The following is a 16,337-nucleotide window of genomic DNA, read 5'->3' on the forward strand; positions in this document are numbered from 1 at the left end:
CCTATCATCGATTGCATAACGCACGAATTCACACCGGATCGTTGATTCATCATCCAACTGATAAACCACCGCTCCACCTCGGACCCACGACTTATACGGTCCAATTAAAGGCAAACATGAATCAAGATGACTTTCTCCCGGGGGACCCAATTCAAACTGTTGCCATCGCGGAGCACCAGCCAGTCGGGTTCAATCCGAACCATGACGCCCCTGACGGTATTGGGGGCGACGAAACCCGTGATCGTGTTGCTGCTTCCGGCAAATTCCGTGGTTGGGACGGAATCAGGATCAATCGAAACAACACATTGCTGGTCAATCACATCCTCGAGACAATCCTCGATATGGACGACCGGGGCACCGGAATTGCGGTCTCCCGCTTTCACCCCGGAGGTCCACGTCAGGACCGCCGCGATCATGGTCACAGCTCCAAGCAGGAGCGGGGCTTGCACTTTCATTGCTTTGGGGGTTGGGGTTAAAACCGGAATCCGCCCGGGGGAGCGCCATTCCGGTAACCGGCAACCCTATCACAAGCATCTCAAGTCATCCAATGAATGATTGCGCCCGCTAGGGCCAGAAGACATCGAGCTGGAGATCCTGCCAGATCACCTCTTCCCCTTCGAAAACGAAACGACCGTGGAATTTCCTGCCGTCGATCAACCGGGGAAGCCAGTGGATGTCATCCCGCCACATCCGGTCATAGGGAATCTCGTCGAGCCGGCACCACAGGGGAACCGCCTCCTCCGTTTCGTGTGGCCGGCCTTCGAACGCCCGGGCGAGGAATACATGACAAAGGATGTCCGGGACATCGGACATCGCGAAGTGGAGTTCGCCATGCTTCACCGGACGCAGCGCCGTGATCCCGAGCTCCTCCCGGGTCTCGCGCACCGCGCATTCCAGCGGCGTTTCCCCGGGATCAATCTTCCCTCCCGGGCCGTTGATCTTGCCGGCTCCCAAACCTCGTTTCTTTTCAATGAGCAGGATCTCCCCGTCACGGATGATGAACATCAGCGTGGCGTGGATCTGCGCACGCCAGCTCTCCCAGTCGACCGGTGACGGAATCATGCCGGGAAGGGATCACCGGGAACTGCGCATCAAAAGCACTTTCTGCCGGGGGATCCAGTTGTCGTAGTTTCCATCCCGCAAGACCACCCATTCGGCGTCGAGCCGCACCAGAACTCCCTCCGAGGTGTTCAAGGCGGTAAACCCCGACGATCGCAGAGGCTCGACCGTGGAGGTTGAGGGGTCGTCCGCCGCGGGGTCCAGCGTCACCACACAGCGCAGCCCGAGCGGCACCGCCACCTTCGCCGCGTCGCCCTCGACCGGCTTGTCCTGGGCGGAAGCGCCCGTGTTGAAGATCGCGACCATGGCGATCACCGCGAGTCCGCACAACAGCGGCAGGATCTTTGTTTTCATTTTGTGTCAGTTGGTGGTTGGAGGCGGGCCGATTCCCCGGCCCGCCGATCCGTCACCTAACACACACTCCGCGGCGGCGCATCCGGAAATCCTCACTCGGCGCTGGCGGCGGCAGCGTAGGCTTCCACGGTGTCACAGGTGCAGACGAGGTTGCGGTCGCCGTGCACGTTGTCGACCCGACCCACCGATGGCCAGAATTTGTGCTGGCGCAGGTATGGCAACGGAAACGCCGCCTGTTCGCGGGTGTAGGCATGGTTCCACTCGTCGGAACAAACGCTGTCGACCGTGTGCGGGGCGTTTTTGAGCAGGTTGTCGTTGGCATCCGCCTCACCGTTGGCCACGGCCATCATTTCGCCGTGGATCGCGATCATCGCGTCGCAGAACCGGTCGAGTTCCCCCTTCGACTCCGACTCGGTCGGTTCGATCATCAGGGTTCCGGCCACCGGCCAGCTCATGGTCGGGGCGTGGAATCCGTAGTCCATGAGCCGCTTCGCGACATCCTCGACGGTGATGCCGCTCTTCTCGGACAGAGGGCGCACGTCGATGATGCATTCATGGGCGACCAGACCGTTCGGCGCGGTGTAGAGGACCGGGAAGAAGCCGGACAAGCGCTTGGCCATGTAGTTCGCGTTCAAGATGGCCATCTGGGTTGCCTCTTTCAGACCGGCGGCACCCATCATCGCGATGTACATCCAGGAGATCGTATTGATCGACGCACTTCCCCACGGCGCCGAGCAGACGGTTCCCTCCTTCGACTCCAGCTCCGCGTGCCCCGGCAAGAACGGCACCAGCTGCGGCGCCACGCCGATCGGTCCGACCCCCGGCCCCCCGCCGCCGTGCGGGATGCAGAAGGTTTTGTGAAGGTTCAGATGGCATACGTCCGCCCCGATCCGTCCCGGGCTGGTCAAGCCGACCTGCGCGTTCATGTTGGCGCCGTCCATGTAAACCTGGCCGCCGGCTTCGTGGATCGCCTCGCAGATCTCCACGATCGTCTCCTCGAACACCCCGTGGGTCGACGGATAGGTGACCATCAGGGCCGACAGGTTGTCGCGGTGCTCGTCGATCCGGGCCCTGAGGTCGGCCACATCGATGTTGCCCTTCTCGTCGCACTTCACGCCGACCACCTTCATGCCGACCATGACCGCCGACGCGGGATTGGTGCCATGTGCAGAGACCGGGATCAGGCAAACGTGCCGGTGCTCTTCGCCCCGTGACTGATGATAGCGTCGGATCGCCAGCAAGCCGGCGTATTCCCCTTGGGATCCGGCATTCGGCTGAAGTGAAACGGCCGCGAAACCGGTGATCTCAGCGAGCCAGCCTTCCAGCAGGGAGAGCATTTCTCGATAGCCCTTGCTTTGGTCGGCCGGAACGAACGGATGCAGCGAGCTGACCTCGGGCCAGCTCAAAGGCAGCATCTCCGAAGTCGCGTTCAGCTTCATCGTGCAGGAGCCAAGCGGGATCATCGATTCGTTCAGCGCCAGGTCCTTTGACTCGAGGCGCTTGAGATATCGCAGCATCTCGGTTTCCGAGTGATAGCTGTTGAATACCTTCTGGATCAGGAACGCAGACCCGCGGGAAAGGGACCCGCCCCAGGAAGCGGCCGGGGCATCGCCGCTCACCGCGGCACCGAAGAGTTCGCACAAGGTCGCCACGTCCTCGTCGGTGGTCGTCTCGTCCAAGGCGACCCCCACCCGATCGGAACCCAGCGACCTCAGGTTGAACCCCTTCGCCACCGCCGCCGCGCAGAGTTCCCCGGCACGGCCGGGCACCTTGACCGTGATCGTGTCAAAGAACCACTCGGTCGGCACCTCCACTCCCGCCGCGGTCAGCGACGCCGCCAGGACGCGCGCCTTGCGGTTCACTTCCCGCGCGATGTGCTTCAATCCCTCCGGACCGTGGTAGACGGCGTACATCGACGCCATCACCGCCAACAAGACCTGCGCCGTGCAGATGTTGGACGTCGCCTTGTCGCGGCGGATGTGTTGCTCGCGGGTCTGGAGCGAAAGCCGGTAGCCGGGCTTGCCACGGGAATCGACCGACACCCCGATCAGGCGCCCGGGCATCTTCCGCTTCAGCGCGTCCTTGCAGGCCATGAAGCCCGCGTGCGGACCGCCGAAGCCCATCGGCACCCCGAAGCGCTGGCTGCTGCCGACACAGATGTCCGCACCGAACTCGCCCGGAGCCTTCAGCAAGGTGAGCGCTAGCAGGTCGGCCGCGGCGATCGTGACCGCTTTCGCTGCATGCGCCTTTTCAAAGAAGGCGCTGTAGTCCCACACCGACCCACAGGTCGCGGGGTACTGCACCAGCACCGCGAAAAGCCCCTCGCAGGAGGCAGGCTCGAAGGTCCGCCAGTCGCCGGTCACCACCTCGATTCCCAGCGGCTCGGCGCGGGTCCTCACCACCTCGACGGTCTGAGGATGGCAGGCGTCGGAAACAAAGATCGCCTTGCCCTTCGGCGCACCGGCCAGCGCGAGACTCATCGCCTCCGCCGCCGCGGTTCCCTCGTCCAGCAGCGAGGCGTTGGCGACGTCCAAACCGGTCAAGCCGGTGATCATCGTCTGGAAATTCAAAAGAGCCTCCAGGCGACCCTGGGCGATCTCCGCCTGATACGGGGTGTAGGCGGTGTACCAACCCGGATTCTCCAGAATGTTCCGGAGGATCACCCCCGGCACGTGGGTGCCGTGGTAGCCCTGGCCGATGAACGACTTGAGCACCTTGTTCTGCGCAAATATCGCCTTCAGCCATGCCAACGCTTCCGGCTCACCCTTTGCGTCCGGCAACACCAGCTCCCGGTCCAGGCGGATTCCCGCCGGCACCGCGTCGTCGGCCAAGGCGTCCAGCGAGGCGTATCCGATGGCATTCAGCATTTCCTCCCGGCACGAGCCGATGGCTCCCAGGTGGCGGCTGCGAAAATCAGTGTGAGCGAGCATGACTTGAAATGCCGGCCGGGAAAGGCCCTGCGCCCGCCCGACGGCGCGCCCTGAATAGTGGAAATCCGCGCCCACGCAAACCCCGCGAATCGTTCCCTTCCCGGAATGCGACTTTTTGACCGATTCCGTCAGCCCCTCCACCCCCGTCGGCAAACAACACGCGAAAGCGCCTGCGTCGCACCGCGCCCCCCCCATGAGTGAACAACGACGAACAACTTGTGAATAACCTACAGGAGGCCGGTCCACCCACGCTCCCGTCAGGCCCTTTGCAAGACCTCGTCAGAGCCCTCCAAGCACGCGCTTCAAGCGACTGCATCAGGTTGTTCACATCGAATTGTGAACATCAGCCCGTTTCGGAGGCCACTTACCCACCGCCAGTGAACAAGTGCCAACAACATGTGAACAAGTCCGGATGACCCGAAATGAAAAGCGCCGGTCCCATGTACCGGCGCTTTCGAAATCAGGCGATCATTGCCTCGTAGCCCGCGGCATCCAGCAGGCTGTCGAGCTGGGCAGCATCCTTGATCTTCAATTTGAAGATCCACCCGGCCCCATAGGGATCGGTATTCACCAGCGACGGGTCCGCTTCGACGGCTTCGTTCGCCTCGACGACCTCACCGGAGATCGGCGAATAGATGTCGCTGGCGGCCTTGACGGATTCCACCACGGCGGTCGGATCGCCGGCGTCGACGGTTTTTCCAACGGGCGGAAGTTCAACGAACACCACGTCGGTGAGTTCTTCCTGGGCGTGGTCGGAAATGCCGATCGTGGCGATGTCGCCATCGACCAGGACCCATTCGTGGGACGTGTTGTAGCGGAGGTTTTGCGGAACGTTCATCGGGATGGTGGTTCTTATGCTTTTTGCGCGGAGGGCTTGTAAAACGGTTTCTTCACAACCACCGCCGGGAAGCGGCGACCGCGAACGTCGATCTGGAGCTCGGTGCCGGGTTTCGCGAGACCAACGGGCAGGTAGGCCATGCCGATCCCCTGCCCGAGACTCGGGGAGAGCACTCCCGAGCTGAGCTCCGAGACCGACTGCCCATCGGCATCGAGGACTTCGTAGTGGGCTCGCGGCGGTGCGCCCTTGCCGGTGTAGGCGATGGCGGCAAGACGCCGGGAAAGTCCATCGGCCTTCTGCTTCACCAAGACCTCGCGGCCGATGAAGTCACCCTTCTCCAGGTCGACGAAGAAGCCGAGGCCCGCCTCAAGAGGCGTGTGATCGGGCGACAGGTCCGATCCGTTCAGCGGGTAGCACATTTCCAGACGCAAGGTGTCCCGCGCGCCCAGCCCGCAGGGCTTCGCACCGGCGTCGATGAACCCTCGGAACCAGCTCTCGCCCGAACTGGCGGCGCAGAAAAACTCGAAGCCGTCCTCCCCGGTGTAGCCGGTCCGGCAGACGATCACGTCCCCGCCCGCCGTGGCAAAGCGCCCGATCCCGTTGCGCGGCGGCAATTCCTGTCCCGGACAGGCCCGGGCGAAGACCGCGGCGGAATCCGGCCCCTGCACGGCCATCCCGGCCCACAGGCTGCTCTCGTTCGCCAGGCTGACGTCGCCCTCGCACCGTTCGTTCATCCAGAAGAAGTCCTGGTCGATCATCGAGGCGTTCACGACCAGGAAAAACTCGTCCTTCGCGGTCCGGTAGACGATCAAGTCGTCGATCACACCGCCGGCATCGTTGAGCAGGAAGGAATACTGCCCCTGGCCGGGCTCCAGCTTGGCGACATTGTTGGCCAGCATCCGGTTGAGCCAGGCTTCGGCATCGCGGCCGATGACCACGAACTGGCCCATGTGGGAAATGTCGAAAATCCCGGCCCCGGAACGCACGGCGGCATGCTCGTCCATGATCGACGTGTACTGGACCGGCATGTTCCACCCCGCGAATGGCACCATGCGGGCGCCGAGCTGCAGGTGGAGATCCTCCAAGGGACTGCTCTGGATGTTGCTCACGGAGGCGAAGCGTGGGAAGCACCCATCGGCTTGTCAAACAAGCGGCTGCCGGCGGCGGAGTTTTGACCGATTCTAGCGCTTCTTGCGTGGTTCGTAGGTCCCTTGCATGAAATCGAGCACCTCCGAGAGCCGGTCATGTCGCGGCGGCCTCGGCCGGAGTTCCAGTTCCTGTTTCAGGCGCATGTAGTCCTCGAACTCCCCGCTCAGCGAGCGGGCCTGGGAGATCTCGATGAAGTCCAGGTAGTCGCGGGCACGATTGGCCCGCTCCATGCGGATCTCGCGCTGCTGCTTCAGCTCCTCCAGCCGCAATCCGATGTCCTTGGTTTCGCCGACGGCCAGATCGCGGAGGATCAGCTGGTACTCACTCAAGAGTGGACGATAGGACGGGAAACACCGGTAGCTCAGCCGGATTAATCCGGCCTCGGCAGGATGAATCGCTTCAGCCCGATCGCCCGCTTCCATCGCGGCGATTTTCTGCCATTCGTCGAGCGGCAGGTTGCTCATCCCTCCCTCGGCGCTGCGGAGGTGGAATTGCAGGGTATCGTTGAAATCCCGCTCGGTTTCGGCGATCGAAAGTGCCTCGGAAAGCTTGGGCTCCACCAGCTTGGCAAGGGTGAGCGCCCACCACTTCGCCAGGCTGCGCTCGGAGAGGTTGAGTTCGGGAAAGTGCTTGCGGAGCAGGATCGGCATCTCCCCGGCGAAACGGGCGGCCTCGCCGGTGAAACCCCGGAATGCCTCCCTGCCCTGCGGCTGTTCCAGCAGTGCCATCACCAACGCCCCGGACAGCGCCCGGAAGGCGAGCCGCGAGGCGCCGTCAAGCTTGCGGTAGCTGCTCTCCTTCAACTCGAACAACTCGTCCAAGGTGAAACCGCCCCCCTGGCGGAAGACCCCTTCGTAAATCCGCCGGTCGGCCGTGCCGGCGCGCCATTTCATCGCCTCGGACAATCCCTCGACGAGCCAGGGGCGCACGACCAGACGTTCGTCGAAGCCCTCCGGACGAACCCCGCGCAAGGCCCGCTCATACAGCAGCACGGTCAACGCCGCACGCTCGAGCAGCTCGTTGTCGATGCCCCGCGCGAGGTGGATTTGGATTCCCAACGAAAACGCCTCGTCCGTGTAGCCCAGTTCATAGACGACGCTCTTCGGCTGCGGAGGATCGCCCTGCTTGCCCTGCAGGGTCACATTCACCGCCACGTCGAACTCGTCGTTCTTCCTGGCGGCCTCTGCAAACGACCCGCGCTTGTCGGCCGCCTTCGCCGCGGCGTCGTCCCGGTCGCGGAGCAAGGCTTCGAATTCATCCCGGGTTGACTCGAGGAACAACGCCACCGAACTGCGCTGCGAATATTCACCCCCACCCACCCGGAACATACCCGATCGGCTGACCGCCTTTGCGTCCGCCTGCGGCTTGGCCACGTATCCCTCGGGGGCGAGGAGTTCCGTTGGATCCGATTCCACCGGTACCGCCTTGAGCGGCTCCTGCCCGTGCGCGAGGTGGCACAGCGTCACCACGGCAAAACACGGGAGGTGGACTCGCGAAGGCATGATTGCGGATCTCAGTAGGTTCCGTTCACACCCGGGGAGAGATCGCCCCCGTCCGCGCGCGGATCGAGGACCAGCTTCCCCTCGGCGAAGGTGATGCGGGACATTTCCTCGAACCCAAGGTGTAGCTCATTCTGATAAACACCGGCAAGTTTCTCAAACGCCGGCAACACCAGCAGCAAGAAGCCCTGGGGCACCTCAAGGCGCCCGAAGCGACCGCCGCGGATCAGGTGCTCCAACCGGGGATCATTCGGGAAATAAGGATCTCCGCCACGCACCAATGCCCCCTTGGTACGACCCTGCACGTCGATGTACTGGTCGATCTTCAGGTACATCGACAGGGTCAACGGCTGATCCATCACCGATCGCTCCATGATGACTTCGGCGTAGCCCTCTTCCAGCCTGACCCGGACGCCCTTCATGGTCACGAATTCGCCGAGCAACCCGCCCTGCTTCGCGGCGAGGGTTTGCTGGAGGTAGAGATTGATCTGCTCCTCGCTGAGGCTGATCGGGTAGTTCCCCTCGATCGACTTCTTGAGCACGGCGGCAAGATCGGGCGCTTTCGGCGGCGCCGTGAGCCCCGAGGTCCGGCCCTTGATGTCAGTCAGGTCCTGTGGAGTGACGATGAAATACACTGCCGCCCCCAGCCCCGCCACTCCGAGCAGGGCAATCAACACCACCAGCTTGCCGAGGCAGCTGCCGCGGGGTTTCACCTGTTTTTCATCGGCCATGGGACGGAACGTGGCAAAGGGAACCGGGTTTGGGAAGCGCGCTCACTCCGAGGACTTGGCCGGCGGTGCCGGGGCCTTCTCGGCCTTCGGCGCCTCCGCCGGCTTGGACGCCGCGCTGTCCTGCTTCGCCCCCGCTTGGTACGAACTGGACCGGTAATCGGTTTGATAGAAGCCGGAGCCCTTGAAGAGCACCCCGGCGCCGGTGCCGAGCAAGCGCCTGACCTTGCCGTCGCAGCCTTCCTGCGGGCAATCCTCCAATTTCGGGTCGTTCATGCTTTGGAAGACCTCGAAGCGGTGACCGCAGCTCTGGCAGACGTAGTCGTAGTTTGGCATGGCGTGTGACGTGCGAACAGGTGGGGACCTTTAGCATTCCCGCACGCCCGCGCAAGCGCTACGCCGTCCCGCCCGGAGCGACCGCTAGAAGTCGATCGGCGGCCCCGCCATGATCACGAACCCCTTGTCGGTGAGGAAGTTGTCCATAACGAAGATCCCGTTGATCAGGCTCCCTCCCAGAAAATTGATCTGGTCGGTCAATTTCACGTCGAGCTTGAAGTTGCTCTTCACGCTGTCTTCCTGGAAGAACATGCCGGGGGAATAGCCCTCGGTGACCGAGGGATCGATGCCGAACGCATTGGAGCAAATCGTGTGGGTGAAGTTCCCGGACAATTTCGGCGCCGCCTCGATCTGGAATCCCGCTTCGCGCAGGTTGACCAGACGACGGGCACCGCGCAGTGATCCGCATTTCACGTTCCAGAGATCCTCGTCGGTCCCGAGGTCGGGAATGTCGGTGGCCCAAGACTTGTTGAATTGCTTGTGCACCTCCAGTCCCTGCCCCTTGTCATCGACATTCGGAAAGAAGGTGTAGCCGGCGGAGAGTTCCCCGGTGGACTTGAAGACCAGCTTGTTCTTGTTGTCGACGGTGTAGAGCGCGTAGCCGGTACCGCCGAGCGAGGAGTAGAGCGCGTACTGCTGGAGCTTCTGGTTTTCCCGCTCTTGCCGGGTTTCCCCGGTCGAATCGAGGTAAACCAGTCGATCAATGCGAATACTGGTGGAACCTTTGATGGCCACGTATTCCGCGACACTCGTCGCACTGCCGGCCAGGAGGAGGAGCCCGATCAATGCAGGGGCCCGGAAGAATTGGCTTTTCATGGTGTTTGGGGGTTGGGGGTTGGATCTCCCCCGGCCACAACGGAAAGACCCCGCATCGGCCCGAAAGAGGGAGACGGTCACTCTAGTTTCGATCTCCCGATAGGGTCAAACCGGATTCTCCCCGGAACTCAATCGACGCGGTTCAGATCCCGGTCGAAGTGCCGCTCGTTTTCCTTCCACCACGATTTGGCTTGTTCAGGGTCCGAGAAGTCTTCGTCCAAGAGGAACCCCAAGGTGGATAGCGTCTCTTCCCGCACCTCCGGAAGCGGCGCCGACAGCCCTTGCAAGATCAGTGGCATCGAGGCGAGCGAAGCATCCACTTCGAGCTCGGCCAAGCCCGCCAGCGCCACGTCGGAATGCCGCCCGAGCATCGCCCTGGCAAAAAGCCGGCCCTTATGGTCCGCGGAAAGCAGGTCGGCGGCATCGAGACCGCTGAAACGGACGTTCGCGGACGAGTCGTCGAATGCCCCGGCGATGAAATCCACGACCTTGCGATCCCTCACCCGCGCTGCCGCCATCACGATCTGGATCCGCTCCGCTTCGCCAGCGTCCTTCCTGGCGAGTTCAAGCAAGGGCAGGATCGCAGCCGAAGTATTGCCGGCCAACATCTCGACAGCCCTGGCCCTCACCTCGGCACTGTAGTTTCCACCCTCCCCCGCCAGAATTTCCCGCGCGAGTTCAAGCCACTCCCGCCCATAAAACCCGGCATCAATCCGGTCCAAGGCCACCAGTCTGGCCTGATCGCCCGGGGCCTGCCGGAATTCTTGGATCAAGGATTGTAGTTCCTTCTCCCCTTCCTCCGTCAATCGGGCGAAGTCCCGCGGAGCGATATCCCGCCGCTCCCGGGGAGCCATGGCCGGAAGCGGTCTGGAGCCGGCCTGCACCGGGGCGGGCACACGCTTCTCATCGGGCGCGGCCGCTTCTTCCCCTCTGCGACCCGCCATCCAACCCACGCCGATCCCGACCAGAAGAATCAGGCCGGCACAGGCAGTTCGGAACGTCGTCGGGGGGATCATGCCATCGGGCTACCAATCTCCTTCACTGCATGGAATCGCTCCCTCCTTGTCAAAGGATTGCGTTCCGCCCGATCCACCGGACGCGATTGACCCCTTGCCGGTTCACGGTTAAAAGTCGCGGCATCCGAACTTCCATGAGAAGCCTTCACGCTCCAGCCATCCTGCTCTCGTTCCTGGCCATTTCCTGTTCCGGCATCGACGACACGCTCTCCGACATGCGCGGCGAAAACCGCTACATGGCCGGCTTCAACGGCAAGCGGGAACACGATTGGAAATCCAGCCCCATCCCCGACGATGTCTCCTACTGGGACGGCGACCATCTCACCGGTCCGGCGAAGATCCGAATCAACCTGACCCAGCAGAAGGCCTTTTTCTACAAGGGCGACCAGCTTGCCGGAGTCTCCCGCATTTCGACCGGCAAGGAAGGACGCAGCACCCCGTCCGGCAACTACAAGGTCAACCAGAAGGACAAGTGGCACCGCTCTTCCAGCTACGGGGTTTTCAAGGAAAAGGGGACGGACCGGATCGTGGATGACGATGCGGAAGCCCACAATGAACCCGTCCCGCCAGGCTGCTACTACGAGGGGGCCCCGATGTTCAACTACCTGAACTTCGCGCCTGCGGTCGGCATGCACACCGGCTACCTGCCGGGTTATGCGGCCTCGCACGGCTGCGTGCGGATGCCCGACAAAATGGCGCAGAAGTTCTTCGAGAATGCCCAGGTCGGAACTCCGGTGATCGTCGAACGATGAGCGGCTCCCTGCCCGCCCGGGACGACATCGAGGTGAGCGGCGCCCGGGTTTCCGAGCTCCTGCCCGCCGTCGCGCGCGGAGAAATCGACCTGATCGATTGCCGCGAGGAAGACGAGTGGCACATCAACCGCCTTCCGGGCGCCCGGCTGGTTCCGCTTTCGGGATTCGGCGAAGCCCCGCTCCCGGAGAAGCCGGCGATCATCTACTGCCACCACGGCATGCGCTCGCTGCGGGCCGCCGCCTTCCTGCGTTCCCGCGGGCTGGCCGATTCCTGGTCGATGGCCGGCGGCATCCACCGCTGGTCGGAAGAGATCGATCCGGCGGTTCCCATCTACTAGTCGGACCGTGCGCGCAGTGATCCAGAGGGTTTCGTCGGCGGCGGTGGAGATCGACGGGGAATGCGTGGCTGCCATCGGACGCGGCCTGCTTGTCTTGCTCGGCATCGAGGAGGGCGACACCGCGGACGATACCACTTGGCTGGCGCCGAAGATCGCCAAAATGCGGATCTTTCCCGACGAAGCCGGGCTGATGAACCTCGCCTTGGCCGAGGCCGGCGGCGGGATGATCGTCGTCAGCCAGTTCACCCTCCACGCCTCGACGAAGAAAGGAAACCGCCCGTCCTTCATCCGCTCCGCCCGCCCGGATGTTTCCGAACCGCTTTACGAAGGCTTCTGCGCGGCCATGGAAAAGGAGCTCGCCGGCCCCATCGGCCGCGGTCGCTTCGGCGCGGACATGAAGGTGTCGCTGGTCAATGACGGCCCGGTCACCATCGTGATGGACACCAAGGCGCGGGAATAGCCGGGGCTACTTCTTGATCCGGATCGCGGTCCCGCAATAGGTGCAATTGAACCAGCGGAAGGTCATCACGTGGAGCGCCACCGCGCCGATGTGCCCCAGCAACGGCAAATGATGCGCCTTGCGGTTCTTGAGGCAGTGCTTCGGCACGTACAAGCGCTGCGTGCAGACCCGGCACTTGGCGCCGGAGCTCACCAGCGCATACAGGAGACCGAGCACCGGCACGAGGATCGGGAAAACGATGATCCACGACGGCACCCAGTCGAATTTCTCCGGCATCTGGTCGGAAAGGATCAACAACGGCGCGGCGATCAACGCCAGCGGCACGCTCAGTTGCAGCAAGACGGTGAACAGCCCGCCGAACCAAACCTTGAAGGGCCGGTCATGCAGGACCCCGCGGATGTAGAATCGGGAGCTGGGCTTCCGCTTGCCGTTGGTCTCGGGCCGCGGTGCCCGCAGCAGGGCGATCCGGTCGTCGTCCATCCCGGACTTGGTCGAGGCCGCACGCACCGGCGGGGCATCGCCCTGGGCTTCCTCGATGGTCCGGACGCGGGCGGGGTCGAAGCCGCGTCGACCGGTGGTGAAGCCGATGTCGGCCACCTGGACGGAAGCCGTAGCGAAGGAACGGCGGTTGCCGCCCGGCATCTCGGGAAGGTCCCGGCGTTGCGGGCGCTCGACCGTGACCTGGACTTCCAGATCGCCGACCGCGCGGTTGAGCAAGGGGGCCATCGCGATCTCCGACGGGCCGATCCCCTTCTCCGCAAGCATGCGGGCGGGAATGGGCACCGCCAGCGGAGCCAAGGCGAGCATCTCCCGGACATCCGGATCCGCCTCGAAGTTCACCGGTCCGGTGATCACCGGCTCCTCGGGCGGTTCCGGTTCTTCCACGGGTGGCTCCACCTTTGCCACCGGCGTGGCGACGGGAGGCTCCTCGATCTTGGGCTTGCGGCGGGAACGGGGCTTTGCCGGGGGAGCCCCGGCGGCAGCAGCCGCAGGCTTGCGGGCGGGCTTGGACGTGGCGGCGGGGGCGGCCGGATCCAGCGCCCGGTTGGCCGCCTTGACCCAGCGGTTGATCTTCCTGGCGTCGGGTGCCCGGGGCACGATCTTCAACATCGAGTTCGCCGCCGAAAGCTCGCGCTTGAGCACTTCCACGTCGGCCTTTGCCAAGGCCCGCAAATCCGCCCAGCCGGACGCTTCCAGCAATTCGGCGTCATCGGGTCCGATGCCTACAATGTTGATCAATTCCGACATCCCCCCGGTTGCGAAAGGCCGAGACTACCGGCGACGAAGCCCGTGGCAAGGCATCATCCGAGCCCTGACAGCATCTCCCCGAGCTGCTTCAGCTTGCCGCGCCATTCCTCGAGACGCGCCTTCTCCTGGGCGACCACCTCGGCGGGAGCGCGGGCGACGAAGCTTTCGTTGCCCAGCTTGGCCTCGCTGCGGGCGAGTTCCTGCTCAAGCTTGCCGATCTCGCGGGTCAGACGGACGCGCTCCGCCTCCACGTCGATCAGTCCCTCGAGCGGCAGGTAGATTTCACCCACCGGAGTCAACGACACCGGGGTGCCCTTGGGCGCCGCGTAGGCGGAGTCGACCTCGATCTCCCCCGCCCCGGTGAGCAGGGCCAGGATCGGCCGCTCGGCATCGAACCAGTCGACAGCGCCCTTGATGATGAATTTCACGTCGCGCCGCGAGGCCACGTTGTACTCGGCCTTGAGGTTGCGGAGCCGCCCGGCGGTCTCGTAGATCGCCGCCGCCTTGCCCTGCTCGGTGGCGATGTCCTCCGCCAAAAGCCCCGCGAGCACCGGTTCCTCGGGCAAATCCGCCTGCATCAGGAACTCGTCCTCGTTGAGGAATCCCATCCGCTGCGACAGCTCTTCGGTGACGTGCGGCATGTAGGGGTGGAGCAACTGCAGGTAGCGGCTCATTACCGTGTCGAAGACCGACAAGGTCACGGCGCGCGCCTCCGGCGTCGCGGTCTCGCGCAGGTCGCCCTTCACCGCCTCGAGGAACTTGTCACAGAACTCGTTCCAGAGGAACTCGTAGAGCCGCGCGGCGATCTCGCCGAAACGATAGTCCCCGTAGGCCTTGTCGAGATCGACCGTGAGCTGGTCGAGCTTCGCGAGGATGTCGAGGTGGAAACAGTTCGCCATTCCCACCACCTCGTGATCGTCGTCCGACTCGCTTTCCGGATACTCGATCTCGCCCGCCATCTGGCGGAAGCGGCACGCGTTGTAGAGCTTGTTGGCGAAGTTCCGCCCCTCCTCGACCTGCGACTCGTCGAAGCGCACGTCGCTGCCGACCGGAGCGATCCGCATCAGCCCGAAGCGCAGGCCGTCGGCGCCGTACTTCTCCATCAGGTCGATGGGGTCGGGCGAGTTGCCCAGGGACTTCGACATCTTGCGCCCCTTCAGGTCGCGGATGATCGCGGTGAAATAGACGTTCCTGAACGGCAGCTCGTCCTTGAACTCGAAGCCGGCCATGATCATGCGGGCCACCCAGAAGAAAATGATGTCGGGCCCGGTCACCAGGTCGCTGGTCGGGTAGAACTTCTTCAAGGTCGCGGTTTCCTCCCCGACCCCGGCCATCGTCGCGAAGGGCCACAGCCAGGAGCTGAACCAGGTGTCCATCACGTCCTCGTCGCGGACCCAGTTGTCACCGTCGGCGGGGGCCTCCACTCCGACATGGATGTCCCCCGAGGCGAAATCCTGCATGTCGAGGGATTCCGCGTTCTTCAGCGCGTCGAGCTTGTCCTTGCGGTACCACACCGGGATCTGGTGGCCCCACCAGAGCTGGCGGCTGATGCACCAGTCCTGCAGGTTCTCCATCCAGTGGGCGTAGGTCTTGGCCCAACGCTCCGGACGGAACTTGATGTCGCCATTGGCGACGGCGTCGGCAGCCTCCTGGACCTTGGGATACTTGAGGAACCACTGCATCGAGATCCGCGGCTCGATCGGCACACCGCCACGTTCGGAATATCCGACGTTGTTGTCGTATTCCTCCACTTTGATCAGCAGGCCCATTTCCTCGAGCTTGGCTGCGGCCTTCTTCCTCGCCACGAAGCGCTCGAGCCCGTGCAAGTCGGGGCATTCCGGGCAATTCATATGACCGTCCGGGGTCAGCGTGTCGATGATTTCCAGGCCGTGCTTCAGGCCGATCTCAAAGTCCGCCTTGTCGTGGGCCGGCGTGATCTTCAAGGCTCCGGTGCCAAACTCGATGTCCACGTGATCGTCCGCGATCACCGGGATCGCGGCGTGAGGGAACGGCCGGAACACCGTGCGCCCGACGTATTTCGCGTAGCGCGGATCCTTCGGATTCACCGCCACCGCCACGTCACCCATGAGGGTCTCGGGACGCGTGGTGGAGATCTCGAGGAATTCACCGGGCGCGTCGGTTAGCTCGTACTTCATGAAGTAGAGCTTCGACTTCCGCGGGGTCATGATGACCTCCTCGTCCGAGAGCGCGGTCAACGATACCGGGCACCAGTTGACCATCCGCTTGCCACGGTAAATCAGGCCTTTCTTGAAGAGTTCAACGAACACATGGCTGACCCACCTGGTGTAGGCCTCGTCCATGGTGAATCGTTCGCGCGACCAATCGCAGGAACAACCCAGCCGCTTGAGCTGGTTGATGATGATGTTGCCGTGCTTGTCCTTGAAGGCCCAGACGCGCTTGAGGAACTCGTCGCGGCCCAGGTCGCGGCGGGTGAGCTTCTCGTTCTCGCGCAGCTCGCGCTCCACCTTGGCCTGGGTGGCGATGCCTGCATGGTCCGTCCCCGGCAGCCACAGCACCTCGTGGCCGGTCTGGCGGGCGCGACGGGCCAGGATGTCCTGGATCGCGTTGTTGAGAACATGTCCGAGGTGAAGGATGCCCGTGACGTTCGGCGGCGGGATGACGATCGAGTACGCGGGTTTCTCCGAGGCCGGATCGGCTTCGAAACATTTCCCTTCGAGCCATGCGGCATACCACTTGGCTTCCACCGCTTGGGGCTCGTAGGCTTTGGACAATTCGGACATGGCCGCGGAGGGATGCCAGAGCCCTTGGGATTTGTAAAGGGGGGCGGATCAA

16 protein-coding genes are annotated in these 16,337 nt (G+C 63.5%); 3 read left to right on the forward strand and 13 right to left on the reverse strand.

The genetic code is table 11. The annotated features are described in order from the left end of the window. Positions 1 to 104: 104 nt before the first annotated feature. The 11 genes from IG178_RS07810 to IG178_RS07860 form a co-directional block, all read right to left on the reverse strand. The gene (locus IG178_RS07810; protein WP_193211979.1) at positions 105 to 455 is read right to left on the reverse strand and encodes a hypothetical protein; all 351 of its coding nucleotides are present in this window, start codon (positions 453 to 455) and stop codon (positions 105 to 107) included. A gap of 109 nt (positions 456 to 564) precedes the next feature. Then, a complete protein-coding gene (locus tag IG178_RS07815) occupies positions 565 to 1,062 on the reverse strand; it encodes an 8-oxo-dGTP diphosphatase (protein ID WP_193211980.1) in 498 nt (165 codons plus the stop codon). A gap of 12 nt (positions 1,063 to 1,074) precedes the next feature. After that, positions 1,075 to 1,413, reverse strand: coding sequence for a hypothetical protein (locus IG178_RS07820; protein ID WP_193211981.1), 339 nt, complete (start codon positions 1,411 to 1,413; stop codon positions 1,075 to 1,077). A 92-nt stretch (positions 1,414 to 1,505) separates the two neighbouring features. Then, positions 1,506 to 4,343, reverse strand: a complete 2,838-nt coding sequence (gene gcvP / locus IG178_RS07825) for an aminomethyl-transferring glycine dehydrogenase (RefSeq protein WP_193211982.1) — start codon at positions 4,341 to 4,343, stop codon at positions 1,506 to 1,508. A gap of 460 nt (positions 4,344 to 4,803) precedes the next feature. Next, on the reverse strand, positions 4,804 to 5,181 hold the full coding sequence (gene gcvH / locus IG178_RS07830; protein ID WP_193211983.1) for a glycine cleavage system protein GcvH: 378 nt from the start codon (positions 5,179 to 5,181) through the stop codon (positions 4,804 to 4,806). A gap of 14 nt (positions 5,182 to 5,195) precedes the next feature. Further along, a complete protein-coding gene (gene gcvT, locus IG178_RS07835; protein WP_193211984.1) occupies positions 5,196 to 6,290 on the reverse strand; it encodes a glycine cleavage system aminomethyltransferase GcvT in 1,095 nt (364 codons plus the stop codon). A 72-nt stretch (positions 6,291 to 6,362) separates the two neighbouring features. Further along, entirely contained in the window at positions 6,363 to 7,832 is a 1,470-nt protein-coding gene (locus tag IG178_RS07840; RefSeq protein ID WP_193211985.1) for a hypothetical protein, read from the reverse strand. A gap of 11 nt (positions 7,833 to 7,843) precedes the next feature. Continuing rightward, positions 7,844 to 8,560 carry a hypothetical protein gene (locus IG178_RS07845; protein ID WP_193211986.1) on the reverse strand — a complete coding sequence of 239 codons (717 nt, stop codon included), beginning with the start codon at positions 8,558 to 8,560 and terminating at the stop codon, positions 7,844 to 7,846. Between the two features lie 42 nt (positions 8,561 to 8,602). After that, complete coding sequence (locus tag IG178_RS07850; RefSeq protein ID WP_193211987.1) at positions 8,603 to 8,893, reverse strand: FmdB family zinc ribbon protein; 291 nt, start codon at positions 8,891 to 8,893, stop codon at positions 8,603 to 8,605. Positions 8,894 to 8,977: 84 nt separating this feature from the next. After that, entirely contained in the window at positions 8,978 to 9,709 is a 732-nt protein-coding gene (locus tag IG178_RS07855; RefSeq protein WP_193211988.1) for a hypothetical protein, read from the reverse strand. A 128-nt stretch (positions 9,710 to 9,837) separates the two neighbouring features. Next, positions 9,838 to 10,593 (reverse strand): HEAT repeat domain-containing protein, encoded by a 756-nt coding sequence (locus IG178_RS07860; RefSeq protein WP_193211989.1) that lies wholly within the window; start codon positions 10,591 to 10,593, stop codon positions 9,838 to 9,840. 266 nt (positions 10,594 to 10,859) lie between these two features. Between IG178_RS07860 and IG178_RS07865 the strand changes: the two genes are divergently transcribed. Genes IG178_RS07865 through dtd form a run of 3 tightly spaced genes read left to right on the forward strand, consistent with a single transcriptional unit; the run spans position 10,860 to position 12,275 of the window. Further along, positions 10,860 to 11,477: a L,D-transpeptidase family protein gene (locus tag IG178_RS07865; protein WP_193211990.1), complete on the forward strand. Its 618-nt coding sequence runs from the start codon at positions 10,860 to 10,862 to the stop codon at positions 11,475 to 11,477. Then, complete coding sequence (locus tag IG178_RS07870) at positions 11,474 to 11,815, forward strand: rhodanese-like domain-containing protein (RefSeq protein ID WP_193211991.1); 342 nt, start codon at positions 11,474 to 11,476, stop codon at positions 11,813 to 11,815. Before IG178_RS07865 ends, IG178_RS07870 begins: the two co-directional genes overlap by 4 nt. Before the next feature lie 7 nt (positions 11,816 to 11,822). Then, positions 11,823 to 12,275, forward strand: coding sequence for a D-aminoacyl-tRNA deacylase (gene dtd / locus IG178_RS07875; RefSeq protein WP_193211992.1), 453 nt, complete (start codon positions 11,823 to 11,825; stop codon positions 12,273 to 12,275). Between the two features lie 6 nt (positions 12,276 to 12,281). Here dtd and IG178_RS07880 read toward each other — a convergent pair whose 3' ends face one another. Beyond that, the gene (locus tag IG178_RS07880; RefSeq protein ID WP_193211993.1) at positions 12,282 to 13,523 is read right to left on the reverse strand and encodes a DUF4332 domain-containing protein; all 1,242 of its coding nucleotides are present in this window, start codon (positions 13,521 to 13,523) and stop codon (positions 12,282 to 12,284) included. 53 nt (positions 13,524 to 13,576) lie between these two features. Further along, positions 13,577 to 16,285, reverse strand: a complete 2,709-nt coding sequence (locus IG178_RS07885; RefSeq protein WP_193211994.1) for a valine--tRNA ligase — start codon at positions 16,283 to 16,285, stop codon at positions 13,577 to 13,579. Positions 16,286 to 16,337 lie beyond the last annotated feature (52 nt).

This window comes from Neoluteolibacter marinus (assembly GCF_014904755.1).
Classification (GTDB): Bacteria; Verrucomicrobiota; Verrucomicrobiia; order Verrucomicrobiales; family Akkermansiaceae; genus Haloferula; species Haloferula marina.

Bases quoted from the DNA above. Each gene is read 5' to 3' on its own strand.
- IG178_RS07810 (WP_193211979.1), bottom strand. From the start codon at position 455: ATGAAAGTGCAAGCCCCGCTCCTGCTTGGAGCTGTGACCATGATCGCG.
- IG178_RS07865 (WP_193211990.1), top strand. From the start codon at position 10,860: ATGAGAAGCCTTCACGCTCCAGCCATCCTGCTCTCGTTCCTGGCCATT.
- IG178_RS07855 (WP_193211988.1), bottom strand. From the start codon at position 9,709: ATGAAAAGCCAATTCTTCCGGGCCCCTGCATTGATCGGGCTCCTCCTC.
- IG178_RS07815 (WP_193211980.1), bottom strand. From the start codon at position 1,062: ATGATTCCGTCACCGGTCGACTGGGAGAGCTGGCGTGCGCAGATCCAC.
- IG178_RS07885 (WP_193211994.1), bottom strand. From the start codon at position 16,285: ATGTCCGAATTGTCCAAAGCCTACGAGCCCCAAGCGGTGGAAGCCAAG.
- IG178_RS07820 (WP_193211981.1), bottom strand. From the start codon at position 1,413: ATGAAAACAAAGATCCTGCCGCTGTTGTGCGGACTCGCGGTGATCGCC.
- gcvH (WP_193211983.1), bottom strand. From the start codon at position 5,181: ATGAACGTTCCGCAAAACCTCCGCTACAACACGTCCCACGAATGGGTC.
- gcvP (WP_193211982.1), bottom strand. From the start codon at position 4,343: ATGCTCGCTCACACTGATTTTCGCAGCCGCCACCTGGGAGCCATCGGC.
- IG178_RS07845 (WP_193211986.1), bottom strand. From the start codon at position 8,560: ATGGCCGATGAAAAACAGGTGAAACCCCGCGGCAGCTGCCTCGGCAAG.
- IG178_RS07880 (WP_193211993.1), bottom strand. From the start codon at position 13,523: ATGTCGGAATTGATCAACATTGTAGGCATCGGACCCGATGACGCCGAA.
- IG178_RS07840 (WP_193211985.1), bottom strand. From the start codon at position 7,832: ATGCCTTCGCGAGTCCACCTCCCGTGTTTTGCCGTGGTGACGCTGTGC.
- IG178_RS07870 (WP_193211991.1), top strand. From the start codon at position 11,474: ATGAGCGGCTCCCTGCCCGCCCGGGACGACATCGAGGTGAGCGGCGCC.
- IG178_RS07850 (WP_193211987.1), bottom strand. From the start codon at position 8,893: ATGCCAAACTACGACTACGTCTGCCAGAGCTGCGGTCACCGCTTCGAG.